This window comes from Curtobacterium sp. PvP017, assembly GCF_054060195.1.
This window is the reverse complement of record NZ_JBSSCY010000002.1, coordinates 563,558-583,424: the sequence shown is the minus strand read 5'-3', so window position 1 is coordinate 583,424 and position 19,867 is coordinate 563,558. Positions and strand designations below refer to the sequence as shown.

Annotated in this window: 16 protein-coding genes; 10 read left to right on the top strand and 6 right to left on the bottom strand. The window is 71.2% G+C overall.

All coding sequences use genetic code 11. The features are described 5' to 3' along the window. Positions 1 to 12 precede the first annotated feature (12 nt). Entirely contained in the window at positions 13 to 4,434 is a 4,422-nt protein-coding gene (locus ACVKXF_RS06865) for an FtsK/SpoIIIE domain-containing protein (RefSeq protein ID WP_456795269.1), read from the bottom strand. 107 nt (positions 4,435 to 4,541) lie between these two features. On the opposite strand from ACVKXF_RS06865, the gene ACVKXF_RS06860 reads away from it, so the two are divergent. The 10 genes from ACVKXF_RS06860 to ACVKXF_RS06815 all read left to right on the top strand — a co-directional run bounded on the left by ACVKXF_RS06860 (position 4,542) and on the right by ACVKXF_RS06815 (position 13,054). After that, positions 4,542 to 4,838 (top strand): WXG100 family type VII secretion target, encoded by a 297-nt coding sequence (locus ACVKXF_RS06860; protein WP_071404660.1) that lies wholly within the window; start codon positions 4,542 to 4,544, stop codon positions 4,836 to 4,838. A 107-nt stretch (positions 4,839 to 4,945) separates the two neighbouring features. Next, positions 4,946 to 5,275 carry a hypothetical protein gene (locus ACVKXF_RS06855; protein ID WP_456795268.1) on the top strand — a complete coding sequence of 110 codons (330 nt, stop codon included), beginning with the start codon at positions 4,946 to 4,948 and terminating at the stop codon, positions 5,273 to 5,275. Positions 5,276 to 5,277: 2 nt separating this feature from the next. After that, positions 5,278 to 7,164 carry a putative T7SS-secreted protein gene (locus ACVKXF_RS06850; protein ID WP_456795267.1) on the top strand — a complete coding sequence of 629 codons (1,887 nt, stop codon included), beginning with the start codon at positions 5,278 to 5,280 and terminating at the stop codon, positions 7,162 to 7,164. Then, complete coding sequence (locus ACVKXF_RS06845; RefSeq protein WP_456795266.1) at positions 7,161 to 8,024, top strand: hypothetical protein; 864 nt, start codon at positions 7,161 to 7,163, stop codon at positions 8,022 to 8,024. Before ACVKXF_RS06850 ends, ACVKXF_RS06845 begins: the two co-directional genes overlap by 4 nt. After that, positions 8,024 to 8,704, top strand: coding sequence for a hypothetical protein (locus tag ACVKXF_RS06840; protein WP_340197742.1), 681 nt, complete (start codon positions 8,024 to 8,026; stop codon positions 8,702 to 8,704). The genes ACVKXF_RS06845 and ACVKXF_RS06840 overlap by 1 nt, the downstream gene beginning before the upstream one ends. A gap of 5 nt (positions 8,705 to 8,709) precedes the next feature. Then, on the top strand, positions 8,710 to 9,300 hold the full coding sequence (locus ACVKXF_RS06835) for a hypothetical protein (protein ID WP_456795265.1): 591 nt from the start codon (positions 8,710 to 8,712) through the stop codon (positions 9,298 to 9,300). Positions 9,301 to 9,324: 24 nt separating this feature from the next. Further along, the gene (locus ACVKXF_RS06830; RefSeq protein WP_456795264.1) at positions 9,325 to 10,176 is read left to right on the top strand and encodes a phosphoribosyltransferase family protein; all 852 of its coding nucleotides are present in this window, start codon (positions 9,325 to 9,327) and stop codon (positions 10,174 to 10,176) included. Next, positions 10,173 to 11,753: a nicotinate phosphoribosyltransferase gene (locus ACVKXF_RS06825; protein WP_123311829.1), complete on the top strand. Its 1,581-nt coding sequence runs from the start codon at positions 10,173 to 10,175 to the stop codon at positions 11,751 to 11,753. The genes ACVKXF_RS06830 and ACVKXF_RS06825 overlap by 4 nt, the downstream gene beginning before the upstream one ends. After that, entirely contained in the window at positions 11,750 to 12,400 is a 651-nt protein-coding gene (locus ACVKXF_RS06820) for a hypothetical protein (protein ID WP_456795263.1), read from the top strand. Before ACVKXF_RS06825 ends, ACVKXF_RS06820 begins: the two co-directional genes overlap by 4 nt. Before the next feature lie 18 nt (positions 12,401 to 12,418). Continuing rightward, positions 12,419 to 13,054, top strand: a complete 636-nt coding sequence (locus ACVKXF_RS06815) for a pyridoxine/pyridoxamine 5'-phosphate oxidase (RefSeq protein ID WP_456795262.1) — start codon at positions 12,419 to 12,421, stop codon at positions 13,052 to 13,054. A 16-nt stretch (positions 13,055 to 13,070) separates the two neighbouring features. Here the strand turns inward: ACVKXF_RS06815 and ACVKXF_RS06810 are convergent, their stop codons facing one another. The 5 genes from ACVKXF_RS06810 to ACVKXF_RS06790 all read right to left on the bottom strand — a co-directional run bounded on the left by ACVKXF_RS06810 (position 13,071) and on the right by ACVKXF_RS06790 (position 19,755). Continuing rightward, the gene (locus ACVKXF_RS06810; protein WP_456795261.1) at positions 13,071 to 13,547 is read right to left on the bottom strand and encodes a hypothetical protein; all 477 of its coding nucleotides are present in this window, start codon (positions 13,545 to 13,547) and stop codon (positions 13,071 to 13,073) included. A 393-nt stretch (positions 13,548 to 13,940) separates the two neighbouring features. Then, positions 13,941 to 14,480: a hypothetical protein gene (locus ACVKXF_RS06805; protein ID WP_456795260.1), complete on the bottom strand. Its 540-nt coding sequence runs from the start codon at positions 14,478 to 14,480 to the stop codon at positions 13,941 to 13,943. A 174-nt stretch (positions 14,481 to 14,654) separates the two neighbouring features. Then, positions 14,655 to 17,030 carry a GNAT family N-acetyltransferase gene (locus ACVKXF_RS06800; RefSeq protein ID WP_456795259.1) on the bottom strand — a complete coding sequence of 792 codons (2,376 nt, stop codon included), beginning with the start codon at positions 17,028 to 17,030 and terminating at the stop codon, positions 14,655 to 14,657. Then, positions 17,027 to 18,400: a lysine N(6)-hydroxylase/L-ornithine N(5)-oxygenase family protein gene (locus tag ACVKXF_RS06795; protein WP_456795258.1), complete on the bottom strand. Its 1,374-nt coding sequence runs from the start codon at positions 18,398 to 18,400 to the stop codon at positions 17,027 to 17,029. The genes ACVKXF_RS06800 and ACVKXF_RS06795 overlap by 4 nt, the downstream gene beginning before the upstream one ends. After that, positions 18,397 to 19,755 (bottom strand): pyridoxal phosphate-dependent decarboxylase family protein, encoded by a 1,359-nt coding sequence (locus tag ACVKXF_RS06790; protein ID WP_456795341.1) that lies wholly within the window; start codon positions 19,753 to 19,755, stop codon positions 18,397 to 18,399. Before ACVKXF_RS06790 ends, ACVKXF_RS06795 begins: the two co-directional genes overlap by 4 nt. Positions 19,756 to 19,867 lie beyond the last annotated feature (112 nt).

Below are 19,867 nucleotides of genomic sequence, written 5' to 3'. Positions count from 1 at the left end.
CGGAGCCTCGCGTCAGTCGGCGGGCACCTGCACGAGTCGCAGTGCCTGGTCGGCGTCGTTGAGCAGCGCTCGTCCCGGCACCCGGTCCTGCGTCACCAGGCTCTTCGACAGCTTCGTGCCGATCAGGTCGCCGTCGACGGTGCTGAGCGGCGCGAGCAGCATGCCGCGACGGGCCTTCTTCGCGTCGACCTGCCAGCCGCGGAACCCGCTCGCGACGCCCTCGACGTCGCCGGCGATGACGAGTCCGACCGAACGGCCCCGGTCGGAGTCCATGATCGCCCGGAACACCGGTTCGGCCGGGGTCTCCTTGAGCGCCTCGGCGTCGTCGACGAGCACGAGCGTGAAGCCGTCCGAGCCGGTGTCGACCGCGGCCGAGAGCCCCTCGGCCCCGATCCCGGCGTCGGTGACGACGGTCGCGCGCGGTGCGCCCTCGAGCGCGCGGAGCGGGGAGTCCCGCGGCGTGACCGCGACGACCGACCCACCGGCCGACAGCACGTGCCGGGCCATCGCGACGAGCGCCGTGCTCTTGCCGGACCGCGGACTGCCGGCGACGATGAACACGGGGGTGTCCTGCACGAAGTCGTGCGTGAACAGCCGGAGCTCGTCGCCGCCGACGCCGAGGGCGACCCGGCCGACCGAGGCCTCCGCAGAGGGCAGGTACCGCACGGCCTCCTCGAAGGTGATGGACCTGGGCAACACGTCGATCCGGAACGGCTTCGGCACGGTCGCGGGGACGTGTGCGCGGACCTCGTCGCCGATGCCGCGGAGCGCCGCCGCCTGGTCGCGTCCACCGAGGCCGCCGGGCAGCACGGCGACCTGGGTCTCCGTCGCCGTGGCGTTCCGGAAGCCGCGGCCGGGCGGGATCGACTCCGGCAGCTTCTTGCCGTTGATGCCCTCGTAGTTGTAGTCGCCGCGGTCGGCCAGGGCGAGCAGCAGCTTCCGCTCCACCTGGCTCGACATCCGGCCGGAGGTCAGGGTGCGGTCGCCGGAGACGATCAGGTGCACTCCGACGCCGACACCCTCGCGCAGCAGCGTCTGGACGGCGTCGTGCAGCGCACCGTTCTCGGCGTCGGCCAGGGTCGCCATGAAGCTCTCCCACTGGTCCAGGAACACGACGACGTGCGGCAGCGGGGTGGTGTGCTCGTCGGACCGCTGCTCGGCGATGGAGGAGTAGCCGCCGCTCGCGAACGCCGCCTGGCGCTCCTGGACGGTGCGGAGCAGGATGCCGAGCAGCCGTGAGACCCGGTCGGGCTCGTGCCGCTGCACCACGGCACCGCAGTGCGGCAGGGCACCGAGCGCGAGCAGGGCGCCGTTGCCGCAGTCGATCCCGTACAGGTGCACGTCGCCGACGCCGAGGCGCAGGGCCATCGCACCGGCCAGGGTGCGGAGCGTCTGGCTGCGGCCGGAGCGCGGCGACCCGATGACGAACAGGTGCCCGTCGGCGTCGAGGTCGAACACCGCGGGGCGCTGCTGCTGGTCGCCGGGGTGGTCCTCGATGCCCCAGGCCACGGCGAGCGGCGGCAGGTCCGCGGTGTCGGCAGCACCGGCGGCTTCGACGTCGTCGAGCCCGACGACCGCGCCGAGCGGGGGCAGCCAGGGCTTCCGCTGCTCGGGGGTGCCGAGGGCACGGGTGGCGTCGCCGATCGACGCGACGAGGACGCTCAGGTCGGTGACCTCCACGTCGCTGGCGGCGGCCTCGACGGCTGCCGGGCGGGGGGCTGGTTCGCTGTACGAGGCGAAGGTGAGCTCGCGGACCAGGGCGGGCCGGGCCTCCTGGTCGTCCGTGCCGGGCCGGCGGCCGCCCACCCGACCGGACTGGAAGGGCAGCAACGAGGCAGCACCGAGCCGCACGTACGCACGCCCCGGCGTGGTCTTCGCGATCCGCGCGGCGTCGTTCGCGCCGATGACGTCCTGGCTCTCGGACTGGTCGGTGACACGCAACGCGATCCGGAGGTTCGTGTTCGCGCGGATCTCGGGCGACACGACACCGCCGGGACGCTGCGTGGCGAGCACGAGGTGGATGCCGAGCGACCGTCCGCGCTGGGCGATGTTGACCAGGCCCTTGACGAAGTCGGGCAGCTCGCGGGCGAGCGAGGCGAACTCGTCGATGACGATGAGCAGCCGCGGCAGGCTCGGGATCGCGTCGCCCGACGCGGCGCGCTTCGCCTGCAGGTCCTGGTAGTCCTCCAGGTCCTTCGCACCGACCTCGGCCAGGGCGTGCTCGCGGGTACGGAGCTCGGCGCCGAGCGACTCGAGCGCACGCTCCACCTGGTGGGTGTCGAGGTCGGTGACCATGCCGACGGTGTGCGGCAGGTCGACGCAGTCCTTGAACGCCGCACCGCCCTTGTAGTCGACGAGCACGAAGTTCATCTCGTCCGGCCGGTTCGCGACGGCGAGCGACGCGACGATCGTCTGCAGCAGCTCCGACTTGCCGGAGCCGGTGGTGCCCGCGACGAGTCCGTGCGGGCCGTCGTTCCGCAGGTCGATGGCGAACGGCCCGTCGATCGACGCGCCGATGACGGCGGTCGTGCTGCGCCCGCCGAGCAGCCACCGGGCCTGTACGGCCTCGGACGTCGGCGGTTCGAGCTGGAGGACGTCGAGCAGCCGCGCGGACGACGGGATGGCGCCGTCCTGCACGTCCGGGCTGGCGTCGACGATCGGCGACAGCGAGCGGGCGACCCACTCGAGCCAGTCCTGGTCGACCAGGTCGGGTCGGGCGTCGTCGATGCGCTCGCTGCGCTGCTGGGTGACGCGGATCCGGTCGTCGCGGACGACGACCACGGCGTCGCACTCCTCGGGCAGGAGCCGCTCGTCCAGGTCGAGGCAGATGCTGAAGACCCCGACCGCCGGCCCCTCCTTGAGCACCTGCACGAGTGACGGCATCGCACGCAGGCGCCTGGCACCGTCCATCACGACGACGATCTCGTCGGCCGGCGGGGTCTTCTTGCCGATCCCCGCCTCCTTGCGGGCGTCGATGATCGCGGCGAGCTCGGCGATGGCGCGCGCGGTCGTCGCGGCGTTCGACGCGATGCTCGTCATCGGCTGGTCGGCGCCGTCGCGGCGCACGTGCGGCAACCAGGACATCCACTCCCACAGCGCGGTGCGGGTGGTGTCGGTGAGCAGCGTGAAGGTGACGTCCTTGGGGCTCTGCAGCGTCGCGAGCTGCGCGACCACCCAGTTCGCCAGCCTGCGGGCGTCGTCGTCCGGACCGGCGATGCCGATCACGCCACGCTCCGCCAGGCGGATGCGGACCGGCACGTCGGTCGCGTCCCACGCGACGGTCCGCTTGTGCGACAGCTGTTCCGGGTCCTCGATGGTCACCTCGGACCGCTGCGTCGCCGTGCCGACACGGACGAGCAGGTGGTCGGGGTCCGTCCGGCGTCGCTCCCACAGGCGCGGCAGCGGTGTCACCGCGGTCTCGTAGACGGCAGCCGGGTCGGGGGCGCTCGCGATCCAGCGCGCCCGCTCGGACTGGAGGCTCTCGGTCGCGTCCGCCTCGATGCGCGCCTTGGTGTCCTCGTACTCCACGATCCGCTGGCGGTACGTCTTCTTGCCCTGCCGGCGGCCCTGGAGGCCCGTGATGATCATCAGGATCGGTGACAGCAGGGCGATGAGCAGGTAGATCCAGCGACCGGTGGTCGACACGAACATCACGGCCATGCCCATCGGCGCCAGCGCCATCAGGATGGGCAGCGCCCGCGCCGGGGGCTCGGTCGGCGGGGCCGGGAGCTGGTAGCGGGTGTGCTCGTCGGGCGGCAGGATGCGCGGCGGCCGGTTGTACTCGAGCGACATGCCGTCGTCGGCCAGCGACAGGTGCGCCCCGCGGTCCGGCGCGCGACCGAACCCGAGCAGGACCCCGCCGATCGCGAGCTGCGCGGTCTCCGGCCAGTCCGTCTCCTCGGTGACGGCAGCACCGTCGAGCACCGCCCCGGCGAAGCCGTTCGCCGGACGGACCTTGGCGCCGTCGGCCGTGACCGAGACGAGCAGGGCGACCTCCGGAACGGTGTCGGCTCCGGACGCCTCGGCCTCGACCTCGTCGGTGGTGCTCACCGGCACACGGACCGTGGCGTTCGTCGCCGTGCCGATCGTCACCGTGCCGGTGCCCACCCGCACGATGGTCCCGGCGTGCAGCCCGGACACGATCCGGATCTCGGCATCGGTCAGTGGACGGAGCGGCTGCGGCGGCACCTGCTCGAGGCTGCGCGCCACCACCACGCCCTCGCGCACACCGGACTCGGCGACCGTCGCGGCCAGGTCGAGCGGCTGCTCGCCGACGAAGTACGCCGGGGTCCGTCCGGATGCCACCACGTCCGTCGCGATGAGGCGTTCGGCCTCGGCGACGAGCTCGCCGACCGCACGGGTGTCGTCCCCGTCGACGTAGACGTTGGCGGTCTGGCCGCTCTCGCGGTCGACCATCGTGAACGTGAAGGTCATGGCATCCCCCGTAGCGTTGACTACATGTCGCAGGACGATGGTAGTGTCCCCTGCAACACGCCCCGTTGGGGGGACATGACGAAACTCCGGGGAAAGGGAGTCACACCGTGGCGAACATCAACGTCTCGTACGCAGACCTCGAGGCAGCAGCCTCCGACCTCAAGGCGGGCCAGGCGGACATCGAAGACCGCCTCTCCGCACTGCAGCGCAAGATCCAGCAGCTCATCTCCGACGGCTACGTCACCGACAAGTCGTCCGTCGCGTTCGGTGAGTCCTACGACGAGTTCAACCGTGGCGTGACCCAGACCGTCCAGGGCCTCGAGGGCCTGTCGACGTTCCTGTCGAAGGCGTCGCAGACCCTGTCCGAGACGGACGAGTCGCTCGCTTCCGGCCTCAAGGGCTGAGACCGTCGTCGACCCCGTGCCCCGCGATCGCGTGGGGCACGGGGTCGTCGCGGTTCCTGTGGCGCCGTCGTGGCGGCGCCGGTTCGTGATCGGGGAGGGATTGTTCCGTGGCAGGCAGACTGCTGGTTGACCTGATGGGGCTCGGGGAGCTCCAGACCGACCTGACGACCGTGCACAGCACGCTCGAACAGGCGCACAAGCGCGTCGACGCGTCCGACGACGAGATCGGGTCGGGGACGGTCCAGAACGCCCTGCACGACTTCGACCACCGCTGGGGCGACAAGCGCGACAAGATCAGTGACTCGACGAAGGCGTTGGCGGACATGCTCGGCGCATCCGTCGAGACCTACACCGAGACCGACGCGCAGCTTGCACAGGCGCTGCAGGTCAACGACGAGAACGGCAGCGGCGGACCCGCTGCCTCGAGGGCGGTGTAGTCATGGGGCGACCATCGGGGTGGGACGTCGTCGATCAGGGTGACGACCCGGTCAAGGGTGATCCGTCGACGTTGCGGATGATGTCGCGGGAGTACCAGCGCATCTCCGACGCAGCCGATGATGCCTCGACCCGGTTGAATTCCGTGAAGGGGTCCGGGTGGCTCACCAACTGGGAGGGCGAGGCCGCCGACGTCTTCGTCGACGCGATCGAGGACACCCCGTCGGACCTGGCCAAGCTCGTGGCCTCGTACGAGGCGGCCGCGACGGCGTTGTCGGGGTGGGCGGACACCGTCGACGACACCCAGTACCGCGCCGACGGTGCGCTCGCGGACGCTAAGGACGCCTCCGGGGACCTCGCCGCGGCGCAGGACCGGCTCTCCGATGCGCAGTCGACCCTGTCGCACTACCAGTCGGCATCGAAGGACCTGTCGAAGGTCGCGGAGAAGTATCCGGCCGGCTCCGAGGTGCCGGACGGGGTGGACGTTCCTTCGCCGGCGCAGTTGCGGGCGGCGTCCGACAACGCCTCCGTCGCGCAGGGCTCCGTGTCGTCCGCGCAGGGCGACATCGCGGCGGCGCAGTCCCGGATCGACGCGGCGAAGCGACTCGTCGCCGATGCGAAGGGCGACTGGCAGGACGCGGAGCAGCGGACCGCGACGAAGATCGGTGAAGCGGCTGACGCGGGGCTCGGGAAGCAGTCCACGTGGGACAAGATCTTCGGGTCCGAGGCGTGGGAGACCATCGTCTCCATCGCGAAGGTCGTCGTCGCCGTGGGCGGCATCATCGTCATGATCATCGGCGGGCCACTCGCCTGGATCGTCCTCGGCGCCGCCCTGCTCGTGCTCGCCGACACCCTGTACAAGATGTCGAAGGGCACCGCCGACGGGTGGGACCTCGCCTTCGCGTTGCTCGACTGCATCCCCGGGATGAAGGGCATCACCACCGCGGCGAAGATCGGTGAGGAGTTCGCGAAGGGCGCCTCGCTCGCCGCCAAGTTCAGCTCAGCCGGTCGGCACGTCGCATCGGAGAGCCGACAGCTGTTCGCACCGGGTCTGCACCTGGTCAACAACCTGCGCCACGGTGCCGCACTGCGCTCGGTCGAGTCGCTCCGCGCCCTCGCCGTCCACGGTGGGTCGGCGGCGGTCGGTTCCCTCCGGCGCCCTGGGGACGGCTTCATCGCCTCGGTCCGATCGATGCCGGAGATCGCGAACAAAGCGACGCAGGCGTACTGGGACAACGGCGGCTCGTCGCTCGCAGAACTCGCACGGCACTGGCAGGGCGGCAAGGGCGGCTTCCAGAGTGGCTACCTGGGTGTCGACCGCTGGGCGAACGGCGACGCCGACTCGCTCGTCGGGCAGACGCTCCAGATCAGCGGTCCTGGCCACGGCAACTTCTACGTCCCTGACGGCACCATGCACGCCGGTGGCAGTGCCTCGAACTACAGCGAGTCCGTGCAGGTGGGCGTGCAGTCGCCAGCCGGACACGACGGCGTGCCTGCAGGGGCACAGACGCACTCCGACTACCGCAACACGGGCGACAGCTACCTGGTGAACCAGCCGCTGCCGCACGCCGAGGGCACCGCGCAGGCGAACACCCAGTTCGGCGGTGGCGGGCAGCACCAGCTGTTCACGGACAAGTCGACGAACGACCTCGTGAACGCCGGCGTGCTCAGCCCGGTCGACCAGGCGGGGAACGTCGTCCCCGACGGGATGAACCAGGTGCTGATGGACCCGGCCACGCGGAGTCCGCAGCCGGGGGTCCTCACGACGCACCAGTACGCGAACGCGCTGCAGGACCTCGGCGCCCGTGGGCCGGCGGTCGCGGCAGGCATCGTGACGGCACCGTGGGACATCAGCGAGGCAACGCAGTCCGTCCAGGACCGACTGCGGTGACCCGGAGCGGCGTCACCCCGGCGGGTCACGAGCTCCTGGACCGGTCACCGTCCTGGAACGCCCTGCCCGAGCGCGCCGCGGACGGCCGGTGGACCATCACCGACACCGTCGATCCGCTGTGGCCGGAGTACGGCGCGAGCCTGCGACTGCTCAACGCCCTGTCGTCCGACGGGTACGAGGTCGAGGACCTCGACGGCACGCTCTTCGAGCGTGGGCGCCAGGTCGTCGTCCCGCGCTCGGCACTCGTCCACACGCCGTCCGCGCCCGCGGTCCTCGAGTCGGTGGCCCTGGCGGACTCGTTCCACGTTGCATCGTTCGCGGTCGACGGTCGAACCGACGTCAACATCGAGGACGGCTGGAAGAACGAGTACGAAGTGCGCCGCTTCCGCACGACGTTGAGCCCGGACCGAGCAGCGATCGACCGCCACGAACCCGGTGTGGTGCCGACCACGGTCTCCCGCATCGAGAAGACCGTGGAACCCCTGCCGGTCGACGGGCGCGGCACCTACACCGTGCCGTCCACCGGCCCGTACGAACAGGGATGGGGCAGGCTCGCGCCGGTCGTCCGCACGATCGCGGAACTGGGGCTCGACGTCCGTCCTGACCTCGGTGCGTACACGACGCTGTCCGGTGTCGTCCGCCCGACGTGGGGCACCGAGATCCGCGGAGCCGACGACTGGACCGAGCTGCTCGCCCGGTTCGTGTTCCCGCCGGGCATCCACTCGGAGGTACTCTCCGATGGGTACGCGATCATCCGCGACATCCCCCACCCCGGCGACCCGCTGCACCCGACGTTCGCGCTCGTGTTCACACCCCCGTCGACGGCACGACCGAGCCTGTTCGCGAGGATCTTCTCCTGATGAGCACCACCACGAACATCACCTCCGCACAGCGACGCGCCTTGATGGTTCGCTCGCGCTTCGCGTTCGCGGCAGCCGAGGTCGTCGCACTCCGACACGACGAGCAGGGAATCCCGCTCGGCGTCGTCAGTCCTGAAGGCACCCCGCTCGCGCTGGCGTTCACCGATCCTGCAGCGGCCGTCGCCCGCATCCCGGCAGGTGTCGCTGCCACGCCGCTGTCGCTGCCGATGTCGCGCCTGGTCGCCGGCTTGCCGACTGACTGGGGTCTCGTGCTCGACATCGACCAGCCCTACCCGCAGGTCGTGCAGCCCGACGAGAAGCAGGCGGTCATCGCCGCGGGCGGCCCGTTCCCCGACGGCGCCGAGGTCACGCTCCGCCCGGCACCGTCCGCGTCCCAGGGGTTCTCCGACGCACTCGCCGAACGGGCGCCACGCACGCCGGGCGTGGTCCGGGTGTGGCTGTTCCGCCACGGTGTCGACATCGTGCCCGAGGACCTGATGGTCGTGCTGGCGACGACGGATCGCGACGCCGCGTTCGCCTTCTCCGAGATCGTGTTCGAGGTCGCACGCGCGCACGACGTCCCGGTGCCGGTCCTCACCGCCTGGATCGACGAGCTCCCCGTCGAGCACGCCACGTGGGTCCGGCAGCAGCAGCCGCTCGCGCACGTCGAACGGCGCTGAGATCGATGGACCGTGGACGCTCGGCTGCCGTGGTCCAGCGGGTCGGCGTCCCGGTTGAACTGCACCTGGTCGTCGACTCGCTCGGCCGGCCGGAACGGGAGCAGGCCGACCGCGGTGCCGCGGTGCAGTGGGCCTACAGCGATCCGACCGACCGTCCGACCGACTTCGGTGCCGGGACGCAGTGCATCTCCAGCGACACGCTCCGCCAGCGCGAGGCCACAGGCCCGGTACGGTTCGTCATCGACCCGGCGGGCCCGTCCCGCGCAGGTACGGAGTTCCTCCCACCTCCTCGGCCGCCGGTGCTCGCCACGCTCCGGTCCGTGACGTCGACTCCGCTCGGGACGGCCGCCGGCCTCTGGGCCGCGATCACCGCCGACACCGTCTCGCCCGGGCGGTCGCTCATGCTCCGTTCGGGTCGGTGGTCGCTCCCCGTGGTGCTGACTGAGCACCCCCGAGCGACGGCTGAGGCGATCGTGCACGCCCTCGGCAACCGACCGCACCCGGCGATCTTCGTGGTCGAAGGTGCCCGAGGGCTGCCGCGTCCGTGGCGGACCGGAGCGCACGCAGCCGTCGAAGCCGCGTTCTTGTCGCTCTGACAAGTACTGTGGTACGGTCGAGCCATGGCAGTCGAACTCAGCACCTGGGACGCCCAGGGCAACCAGACGACACCGACGTTCTCCACCATGCGGTTCCCCGCCGGTGAAGCCCACGTCAAGGTCGCGAACGACACCGCCGAGCCGGGGGGCCTCACCGAGATCGCGACCCTGCGCGGCACGAACGGCGACGACCTGATCATGCTCGGCATGTGGGCGGACGCCGTGCGGCAGCGCGGATCGAGGTCCGTCGCGCTCGTCCCCTACCTGCCCGGAGCCCGGCAGGACCGCGGCCTGCCGTTCGGCGCGAAGGTCTACGCGGACGTCCTCAACGGCTTCCACCTCGACCAGGTCATCGCGTTCGACCCGCACTCGCCGGTCATCGTCGGCCTGGTCGACAACCTGACCGTCGTCACGAGCGAGCAGGTCGTCCGTGACGCCGTGGTCGGCGCACCCGAGCACGACGGCGGCGACCCGTACACCGGCATCATCGCTCCGGACAAGGGCGCGGTCCCCCGGGCAACCGCGGTCGCCGAGGCGTGCGGGCTGCCGCTCTACCGGGCCGAGAAGCACCGCAACCCCGACACCGGCAAGCTCGACGGCTTCACCTGCGAACCCCTGCCCGACACCGGCCGGTTCCTGGTGGTCGACGACATCTGCGACGGCGGCGGCACGTTCATGGGGCTCGCGGGCTCGACGGGCCTGCCCAAGGAGCGCCTCGGCCTCTGGGTCTCGCACGGCGTCTTCTCCGGCCGGGCAGCACAGCTCGCCGACCACTTCGGCGAGATCGTCACCACCGACTCGTACCCCGCGCAGAACGCCATCGACGGCCTGCGCACGATCGCACTCACCCCCTACCTGACGGAGCAGATCCGATGACGCAGACCACGAGCACCACGACCAGCACGAGCACCGGGATCGAGCCGCGCATCACCACGGCGAGCCCGATCGCGCCGCTGCTGGCCGTCGACGGCTACAAGCACTCGCACCGGCAGGTCTACCCGGCAGGCACCACCCGCATCCTGATCAACTGGACGAACCGGTCGAACGCGCACATGCCCGAGTCGACGCACGCCGTGGTCTTCGGGCTGCAGGCGTTCATCCAGCGCTCGCTCGTCGAAGCCTGGGCACCGTTCTTCGCCGCCGACGAAGACGAGGTCGTCCGGCTGTTCGACGAAGCGCTGCAGAGCTACTTCGGCCCGAACCACATCGGCACCGACCACGTCCGGGCCCTGCACCGCCTCGGCTACCTGCCCCTCGAGATCCGTGCGCTGCCCGAGGGGACCCTCGCACCGATCGGCGTCGCGACCCTGACGGTCGAGAACACGATCGACGAGTTCTACTGGCTGCCCAACTACATCGAGACCGCGCTGTCCGCCTCGATCTGGCACCCGTCGACGGTCGCCACGAAGGCACTCGAGTACCGCGACCTGATGGAGGACTGGGCCGCCCGCACCGGCGCGGTCCCGGCCGGCATCGACTTCGCCGCGCACGACTTCTCGTTCCGTGGGCAGTCGAGCATCGAATCGGCCGCAGCGGGTGGCGCGGGCCACCTCCTGTCGTTCCTCGGCACCGACTCGATGCCGTCGCTCGACTTCATCGACCGCTACTACCCGGGCGACAACGGTTGGGTGGCCGCGAGCGTGCCCGCCACCGAGCACAGCGTGATGTGCGTCCGCGGCGCCGACGGCGAGCTGGCGACGTTCGAGCAGATCCTCGACGTGTACCCGACGGGCATCGTCTCGGCGGTCAGCGACGGCTTCGACCTGTTCAAGGTCATCACCGAGACCCTCCCGCAGCTCAAGGACCGCATCACCGGTCGTGACGGCAAGCTCGTCATCCGCCCCGACTCGGGTGACCCGGTCGACATCGTCACCGGAACCGTGCACGGCGTCGACGACGCTGAACTGTTCGCGGCCGACCGCAGCCACGAGCAGAAGGGCGTCGTCGAGCTGCTCGACGAGATCTTCGGGCACACCGTGAACGAGCAGGGCTTCAAGGTCCTCGACCAGCACATCGGTGTCATCTACGGCGACAGCATCACGCTCGACCGTGCCCGTCGCATCTACGAGCGCTTGGCCGCCAAGGGGTACTCGAGCGACAACATCGTGCTCGGCATCGGTTCGTACACGTACCAGTACATGACCCGCGACAACCTCGGCAGCGCGGTCAAGGCCACGTGGGCACTCGTCGACGGCGAGCCCGTCGACATCCAGAAGGACCCGAAGACCGGCAGCGGCAAGAAGAGCGCGAAGGGCCGCATCGCCCTGCACCGCGACGAGACCGGTGAGATCCGGCAGACGGACCAGGCCACAGCCGACGACGAGGCGACCAGCCTGCTCCAGCCGGTGTGGGTCGACGGACGTTTCACGCGCCTCCAGTCCTTCGCCGACGTCCGCCAGACGCTCCGCCACGAGCGCGCGGCCCGAGCCACCCGCCGGGCGGCCACCGCGTGAACGACGCCGCAGCGGCGATCCGCGACCAACCGCTCATCGCGATCGACGTCGTCCCGATGTCGTTCACGACGGCGGGCGGTCTCCGGGTCGCCACGGCGCGGCGGGCGTACGCCCCGTACGCCGGAGAGCAGGCCCTCCCCGGCGTGCTCCTCGACGGCACCGAGATCCTCGCCGACGGTGCACGGCGCGCCCTGCGGGCCAAGACCGGAGTCGGGCCGACGGCGGTGAACCACCTCGCACAGGTCGGCGCGTTCGACGGACCCGACCGCGATCCGCGGAGCGCCGCGATCAGCATCGCGTTCCTCGCGGTCATCGACCCGGCAGCGGACTCCGACGCGACGTGGCACGACGTCGGCTCGCTGCCGCTCGGCCTGCCGTTCGACCACGACCGGATCGTCGACGCAGCCCTCGAGCGCGCCCGGGTACTCCTCTGGTCCGACCTGCCGTTCACACGAGCACTGCTCGGCGACCCCTTCACCACGGCCGATGCCGCTCGGCTGCGGATCGCGCTGACGGGGACGATACCGGACCCGGGCAACCTCAACCGGACGCTCCGCACGAACACCGCGCTTGCGCGGGTCGACGCCACTGCGAGCGCGGGGCCGCGGGGTGGGCGTCCCCCGGCAGCCTGGACGTGGCAGGACTGAGCACGGTTGGGTGGACGCATGTCCTCCTCCCTGTCCGGTGACGACTCCCTGCACCTGCCCGAGTTCGACGCACCTCCGGCGTCACCGCTCGACCTTGCGCAGCAATGGCTCGACGCTGCGGACGAGCGCGACGTCTCCGAGCCGAAGTCGATGACCCTCGCCACGGCCGGGGCGGACGGCCGGGTCAGCGCCCGCACCGTCGACGTGAAGCGGCTCGACGACCGGGGGCTCGTGTTCGGCACCTCGACGCTCAGCCCGAAGGGTCGCCAGCTCGCCGAGAACCCGCACGCGGCACTCCAGGTCTACTGGCGCGAGACGATGCAGCAGCTCCGCTTCGAGGGCCGGGCGGTGCAGCTGTCCGACGACGAATCAGACGCGCTGTTCGCCGACCGCTCACCGAAGTCCCGCGCAGCCACCGCCATCGCCGACCAGTCCGCCGTGCTCGAACCCCGGACGCTGCAGGACCTGATCGACGACGCCAACGTGCTGCTCGACGAGTCCGACGACGCCGTTCCACGGCCGGCTGGGTGGGTGGCGTGGCGGCTCGAGCCCGACGTGGTGGAGTTCTGGCACGGCAGCCGCGACCGGATGCACCTCCGCCTGCAGTACGTGCTCGCCGACGGCGTCTGGTCGGCTACCCGCCTGCAGCCGTAGTCGAGTCCGCTCCCGGTCAGTCCCGCTGCCACCACGACGGCTTCGCGGACGCGACGGTGATCGTCAGCGACCGGGCGTCGTCGGACTTCCTTGCCATCACGAACACCGTCGACGTGGGGTCCGCGGTCAGCATGCGCCACACCGGCCACGTGTACGGGCCGAGCTTCGGGTCGTACCAGGGCCCCGGTCCGTTGTCGGTCTCGACCAGCACACGTCGAACGCTGGCAGGGTCGAGTTCGGGGACGCCAGCAGCCCGCGCCTGCGTGAGGACACGGGCGACACCGGCATCGACGGCCGTCGTCCGCGCGGCTCGGGCCAGCCGAAGCCGGCGTCGCGTGACCAGGTACCCGAGGGCGATGAGCGCTGCGGCAACCAGCACCGTGCCGACCAGGACCGCTGCGGTACCGCGGTCACTCGGCTGGTCCGCAACGACGACTCCCCCGACAAGGACCGCCCCGCCGAGCAACAGTCCGGCGCCTCGGATCCGCCCCACTGGCCGGCATGCACCGCGCAAGGTCTGATCCGCGTCGATGACGTCCCCGATGTCGACCGTGACCTCGTCCCCACTCGTGTGCACCCCACCAGCTTCCCAGCTGCGGGCCATCGACGCGGACCACAGGCATGTCCACGGACGAGAGCGCTCTGCGCCGAGTAGCACAGAGCGCTCCCGTCGATGATCAGCGTCGGCGACGGTACCGGATCGTCAAGCCGACGTAGCATCCGGCTCCACCGACTGCGAGCCCGAGGGCGACACCTCCGAGAGCACGGCCCGGCGTGTCCGCCGTGGCACTTGCGACCGCTGCTCCGACGATGACGAGTGCGATACCGAACGCGACAGCGAACGGAACGCTGCGCAGGATCTTCGTCACGGCGTGCCGACTTCCGCCTAGACGCAACGGGATGACTTCTTGGTGACGGGGTACACGCGAACCGACTTCGGGCTCGGGCACTTGCTGTGCGTGGCGAGGTAGGAGGCGCCGAGGATGACCGCGGCGTTGCCGACCACACAAGCAGCCGGCCCGAGCGCGCAGATGCCGACGAGCAGTGCCGCGCCCGTCCCGCCGATGATCACGTTCTGGTCGAACGTGTTGAAGGCGATGTAGACGCCGCGATTGTCCGACCCGAAGCCCAGGCGCTGCCGCGGGTCTGTCTCGTTGAGCGTGAACTCGAACCCGTCGCCTCCGTCGATGGTGACCGAACGAGTTCCGTCCCGTTGCACGTCCTCGCGCTTGACTGCCCCCGCCCGACGCGCTTCCGAGATGGCCTCGTTCACCAACGCTGGCGTGACCTCCAGGTGGTCTGCTCCGACATTGACGACGGGCTTTGGCACCTCGGCTGCCGATGCCGCGGGCGCAGCAACGAGCCCTCCCGCGACGAGCGTGCCAGCGAGCGCAGCACCAGTGAACGTGTTCCGCAGTTTCGACATTGCGTCCCCTACCGGTTCGTGGGCCGCCACCGTCGGCGGCCTGTGCGCACGACAGTAGAGGATCACCCACTGACCGGTGATGTTCTGAAATACATTTGTTACACAGCCACGCAACGGGGGTCGTCTGCAAGACCAGAGCCTCGTCGCCGCTCCGGCTGGGGCGAGGCGCGGGCCCTACCGCCCGATCGGGTTCGCCATCGCCCCCGCCCGGATGAGCGACGCCGACTGGTCCGCCAGGTCGACCATCGACAGGGTGTTCCGCAGCTGCAACCGGTTCAGGCACGAGTGCTCGAACGTCGGTACCCGCAGGTCCAACGGTCGACGGCGGTCCGGGTGTGCGGCAGCGTGCGTGTCGATGCACTCCCCCACGACCTCCCAGAACCGGCCCTCGGGCAGGACCCCGTCGTCGTCGAGGATCGCGGCGACGAACCGCAGCACCCCGTCGAACACGTCGGTGAACACGGCGAGCGCTGCTTCGTCGTCGGACACCGGGTGCACGATCCGGTCGATGTCGGCCGGCACCGGACGGTCGTCGTGCCGCCCGAGCACCGCGGCCTCTTCCCCGATGTCCTTCATCACGGCACGGACCACGGCGCCGTCGCGGACGACGAGCACGAGGTTCTCGCCGTGCGGCATGAACACCAGGTCGTGCACGGTCAGGCAGTGCACGACGGGCAACAGGTAGGCGTCCAGCCAGCGCCGCACCCACGCGTCGGCAGGAAGTCCCGACGCCTCGATCAGCGCCGAAACGACGGCGTCGCCCGAGGCGTCTCGGTGCAGCAGCGCCGCCATGGTGAGCAGCCGTTCGCCCTCCGCCAGCCGCGGGATCGGGCTCTCCCGCCACAGTGCCGCGAGCATCTTGCGCTGCGGCGACGACACGTCGACGCGGTGGTACGCGTCCCCGGTGTACCCGATGGCGGCGTGCTCCCGCAGCACCGAGAACCCGACGGACGCGAGCGTCGGGTCGGCGGCGACGATCGACGCGACCCAGTCGTTCACCGCCGGGGTGTTCCGCATGTAGGCGGGCGACATCCCCCGCAGGAACCCCATGTTCTGCACGGCGAGCGCCGTCTTCACGTACGAGCGCGTCGGATCGGTGCGGTTGAACGCGGTGCGGATCGACTGCTGCGGCTGGTACTCGTCGGGCCCCTCGCCGAGGTCGACCAGGTCCTGCCGTCCCAGGTCGGGCGCGAAGGTCACGGCGATGCGGTGCTGCCACTGCCAGGGGTGCACGGGGATCCACACGTAGTCGTCGGGGTCCAGGCATCGACGTTCCAGCGTGGAGCGGAACCCGGCCACGACCGTCTCGGAGAGCTCCGACTCCCAGTGCGCCTGCTCGGTCCGGTCGGCGGCGAGCGCCAGGTGCGTGTGCGCGCGTCGGGCGGCGAGCCACCGGTAGCGGAACCGGCCGCCGGACTCCGGCGCGAAGGCCCGGTACTCGTCGAGGCCGAACCCGATCCGCCCGTTGGCGGCGACGAAGGCCGGGTGCCCCTCGGTCATCGCCGACTCGACGTCCTGGAAGGACGCGGTGGCGCCGGCGACGCCGCCGTCGGACCGCCCGCGCGCCAACTGCGCGGCCGAGGGCCCACCCCGCCGGTGCTTCGCGGCGGCACTCGCCAGGGTCGAGGCGATCTCCTCCAGGTACGTGCCGAGCAGCTCGTCCGGGATCCCGAGCACGTCGCGCAGTTCGAGCACGAGGTCCTGGGCGCTGAGCGCGACCGGGGCACCGCCGCGGGTCCGCGTCAGCGAGGTCTCGTCGATCGCCCAGTGTTCGAGCACGTGCCGCCGCGCCCGGAACCGGTAGGTGGAGTCACCCGCGTCCAACCGCCAGCCGTCGCCCTCCTGCGTGGGCGCGATCAGCCGTTCGTGGGTGAACTCCGCGATGGCCTTCGCGACGAGGTGCCGCTCAGCGGGTTCCAGGTGTTCGGGCCGCAGGTGGGCGGCCGGCTCGTCGTCGTCGGACACACCGATCCGGTCGGTCTCGAGCACCGACAGCAGGGCTCGCTTGCCGTCGACGTCGACCTCTCGCAGCGCGCGGAACCCGACCTCGGCGTTCTTCGCCTGCACCGCGGTGTTCCGCACGTCCGGTTCGACGACGACCCGACGTGCCCCGAGGGCGTCGCGGCAGTGCTCGACGACGGCGCGCATCACGGCGCTCGTCAGTCCGTGCACGCGGCCCTCGGCCGGCGCCGGTGCGACGAGCAGGTGCATGCCGACGTCGCCGGGCTCCGCCGCCCACACGTCGGTGAGCAGGACGGCCGAGGGGTCGTAGGTCTCGGCCAGGAAGCACGGTTCGCCGTCGCGGCGGCCGAGCCACGCGGCCTGCGCCGGGTCCGCCTGCACGCCGGTCAGGTAGTCGCGGACCTCCACGACGTCGAGCTGCCCCATCTCCCACCACGACGACGCGGGGTGGGCGAGCCACGACTGGACGACGGCGGCGTCGCGTTCCGGGTCCACGGGTTCGACGGTCAGGAGGCCCGGAGCGGCTCCGGCGGACACCGTCGCCTGGGGCGCACCGGCCAGTGCAGTGCTCGTCACATCGGCGCTCATGCGGGCACCTCCGCGCGCTCGGTGACCTGCCGGTCCGGCGCGCGGTGCGCGCCGGCGACCGGGGCCGTCGACTGGTCCGTGTCGGGCAGGCCGAACTCCTGGAAGGCGATCCGGGCCTCCAGGCCGTACACGGGGCGCCCCGTGACGGACCGGATGATCGACGCGTTCCGCCACGCGCCCATGCCGAGGTCGGGCGCGGTCAGGCCGTGCGTGTGCTCCTCGGCGTTCTGCACCCAGATGCGCCCGCCGAGCGTGTCGACGTGGTGGTTGCGCGCGACGGCCAGGCGACCCTGGGAGTCCCGGGCGACGAGGTGCTCGACCGGATCGAGGAACCGCGGCGCCCGTGGGCGGTAACCGGTGGCGAGGACGAGCCGCTCGACCTCGTGCTCGTAGGTCGCGCCGAGCTGCTCGTGGCGGAGTGTCAGCCGGTACGTGCCCCGGTCGGCGAGCCACTCCGCGTCGACGACACTGGTCTCGGTGCGCAGGCTCGTCGGGATCGGGCCACGTGCGCTGATCCGGTACAGCTGGTCGTAGAGCTCGTCGACGAGGTCGGCACTGATGCCCTTGTAGAGCCCGCGCTGCTCGCGCCCCAGGTGGTCGCGGACGGCTTCGGGCAGGGCATGGAAGTGGTCCGTGTACTCCGGACTCGTCATCTCGAGGGTGAGCTTCGTGTCCTCCATCGGGAAGAACCGCGGCGACCGGGTGATCCAGTCGAGGCGGTAGCCGTCCTGCCGGATGTCCTCGAGCAGTTCGCGGTAGACCTCGGCGGCGGACTGCCCGCTGCCGACGACGGCGATCGACCCGGCGTCGCGCAGGGCGTCCCGGTTCGGCAGGAACTCGGCGGAGTGGATCGCCGGCCCGGCGATCCCGCGCAGCGGGGCGGGGACCGACGGCTCCGTGCCGATGCCGACGACGACGTGGCGTGCGCGGTACGTCTCGGGACCCTGATCGGTCTCGGCGTGCACCGTGAACACGTCCGTCGTCGGGTCGTGCTCGACCGCCGTGACGGACCGACCCCAGCGGAGGGTGTCGAGCTGGTCGGCGGCCCAGCGGCAGTAGGCGTCGTACTCGCTGCGCAGGGGGTGGAAGTCCTCGCGGATGTAGAACGGGTACAGGCGGCCGGTCTCCTTGAGCCACGCGAGGAACGAGAACGGCGACGTCGGATCCGCCATCGTCACCAGGTCCGCCATGAACGGCACCTGGATCGTGGCGTCGTCGAGCATCATGCCGTGGTGCCAGGCGAAGCCGTCGGCGGCGTCGAGGAACACCGCGTCGAGGTCGTCGAGCGGGTCGGTCAGGCAGGCGAGGCCGAGGTTGAACGGGCCGATGCCGATGCCGATCAGGTCGTGCACGGTGCGGTCGGTGGTCATCGCGTCGCTCCTTCCGGGGCGGTGGTGGTCGCACGGACGCGTGCTGCCGTCGCGGCGACGTGGTCGAGCGAGGCACGCATCTGCGCCGGGGTCGTCTCGGGGTTGAGCAGGGTGAGCTTGTTGCACGGGCGGCCGTCGATCACGGTCTTCGCGATGAGGACCCGGCCCTCGGCGAGCAGGGCCGCGCGGATCGGGGCGACGAGCGCGTCGGCCTCGTCGTCGGTCACCCCGGCCGGCTGCCAGCGGAACAGCACGGTGCTGAGCTGCGTCGGGGCGACGAGCACCAGGTCGGGGTCCTCCTCGACGATCCGGTGGGTGGCGGCGGCGAGGTCGATGACGGCGTCGAACGCGGTGCCGATCGCGTCGGCCCCGGTCGCGCGCAAGGTGGCCCAGAGCTTCAGGGCGTCGAAGCGGCGGGTGGTCTGCAGCGACTTGTCGACCTGGTTCGGCTCGGCGGCGTCCTCGGGGTTGAGGTAGTCGGCGTACCAGGCCGTCCGGCGCAGGTCGGCCGGGTCGCGGACGAGCAGTGCGCTCGAGGACACCGGCTGGAAGAAGGACTTGTGCAGGTCGGTCGTCACGCTGCGCGCCCGCTCGATCCCGGCGAGCAGGTGCCGACGCGTCGGGGACACGAGCAGTCCGCAGCCGTACGCGGCGTCGACGTGCAGCCAGACGTCCTCGAGGTCGCACACGTCGGCGATCGGCTCGATCGGGTCGATGACCCCGCGGTCGGTGGTGCCGGCGGTCGCGACGACCGCGATCGGTGTCCCGCCCGCCGCCCGGGTCACGGCGATCGCCTCGGCGAGGGCTGCCGGCCGCATCCGACCGGCGTGGTCGGTGGCGACGTCGACCACGGCCTCGAGCCCGAGGAGCCGAGCGGACTTCGCGATGCTGAAGTGGGTCTCCGCCGTCGTGAACACGGTGCCGGCTACGCCGACGGCTTCGCGTGCCAACAGCAGCGCCTGCAGGTTGGACTGCGAGCCACCCGAGGTGAACACTCCGTCACCGGCAGCGAACCCAGCCCGGCGGGCCAGCCAGTCGACCACGTGGCGTTCGATGTCCGTGCCGATGCGGGACTGGTCCCAGGTGTCGACCGACGGGTTCACCGCCGCGAGGACGGACTCGGCGGCGACCGCTGGGAGCGCGACCGGGCAGTTCAGGTGCGCGAGGTAGCCGGGGTCGTGGAACCACACCGCCTCGCGGACGAACAGGTCGTCGAGTTCGGTGAGCGCCTGCTCCGTCCCGACCGGGGCGGCGTCCAGGTCGACGGCGCGCACCCGGTCGTGGAGCGCACGCGGGTCGGTCGCGGTCGTCGGGCGGTCCACGGTGGCGAAGCGGTCGGCGAGCCGGTCGACCATCGACCCGACCGTCGATCGGTAGCGCTCGGCGGTGGCCGCGGTCAGGATCTCGATGGGGGCTGTCTGATTGAGAGCTGTCACGTTAGGTAAGGCTAACCTCACCACGTTTTCG

Bases quoted from the DNA above. Each gene is read 5' to 3' on its own strand.
- ACVKXF_RS06790 (WP_456795341.1), bottom strand. From the start codon at position 19,755: ATGGTCGACCGGCTCGCCGACCGCTTCGCCACCGTGGACCGCCCGACG.
- ACVKXF_RS06800 (WP_456795259.1), bottom strand. From the start codon at position 17,030: ATGAGCGCCGATGTGACGAGCACTGCACTGGCCGGTGCGCCCCAGGCG.
- ACVKXF_RS06825 (WP_123311829.1), top strand. From the start codon at position 10,173: ATGACGCAGACCACGAGCACCACGACCAGCACGAGCACCGGGATCGAG.
- ACVKXF_RS06795 (WP_456795258.1), bottom strand. From the start codon at position 18,400: ATGACCACCGACCGCACCGTGCACGACCTGATCGGCATCGGCATCGGC.
- ACVKXF_RS06840 (WP_340197742.1), top strand. From the start codon at position 8,024: ATGAGCACCACCACGAACATCACCTCCGCACAGCGACGCGCCTTGATG.
- ACVKXF_RS06805 (WP_456795260.1), bottom strand. From the start codon at position 14,480: ATGTCGAAACTGCGGAACACGTTCACTGGTGCTGCGCTCGCTGGCACG.
- ACVKXF_RS06850 (WP_456795267.1), top strand. From the start codon at position 5,278: ATGGGGCGACCATCGGGGTGGGACGTCGTCGATCAGGGTGACGACCCG.
- ACVKXF_RS06830 (WP_456795264.1), top strand. From the start codon at position 9,325: ATGGCAGTCGAACTCAGCACCTGGGACGCCCAGGGCAACCAGACGACA.
- ACVKXF_RS06815 (WP_456795262.1), top strand. From the start codon at position 12,419: ATGTCCTCCTCCCTGTCCGGTGACGACTCCCTGCACCTGCCCGAGTTC.
- ACVKXF_RS06865 (WP_456795269.1), bottom strand. From the start codon at position 4,434: ATGACCTTCACGTTCACGATGGTCGACCGCGAGAGCGGCCAGACCGCC.
- ACVKXF_RS06835 (WP_456795265.1), top strand. From the start codon at position 8,710: ATGGACCGTGGACGCTCGGCTGCCGTGGTCCAGCGGGTCGGCGTCCCG.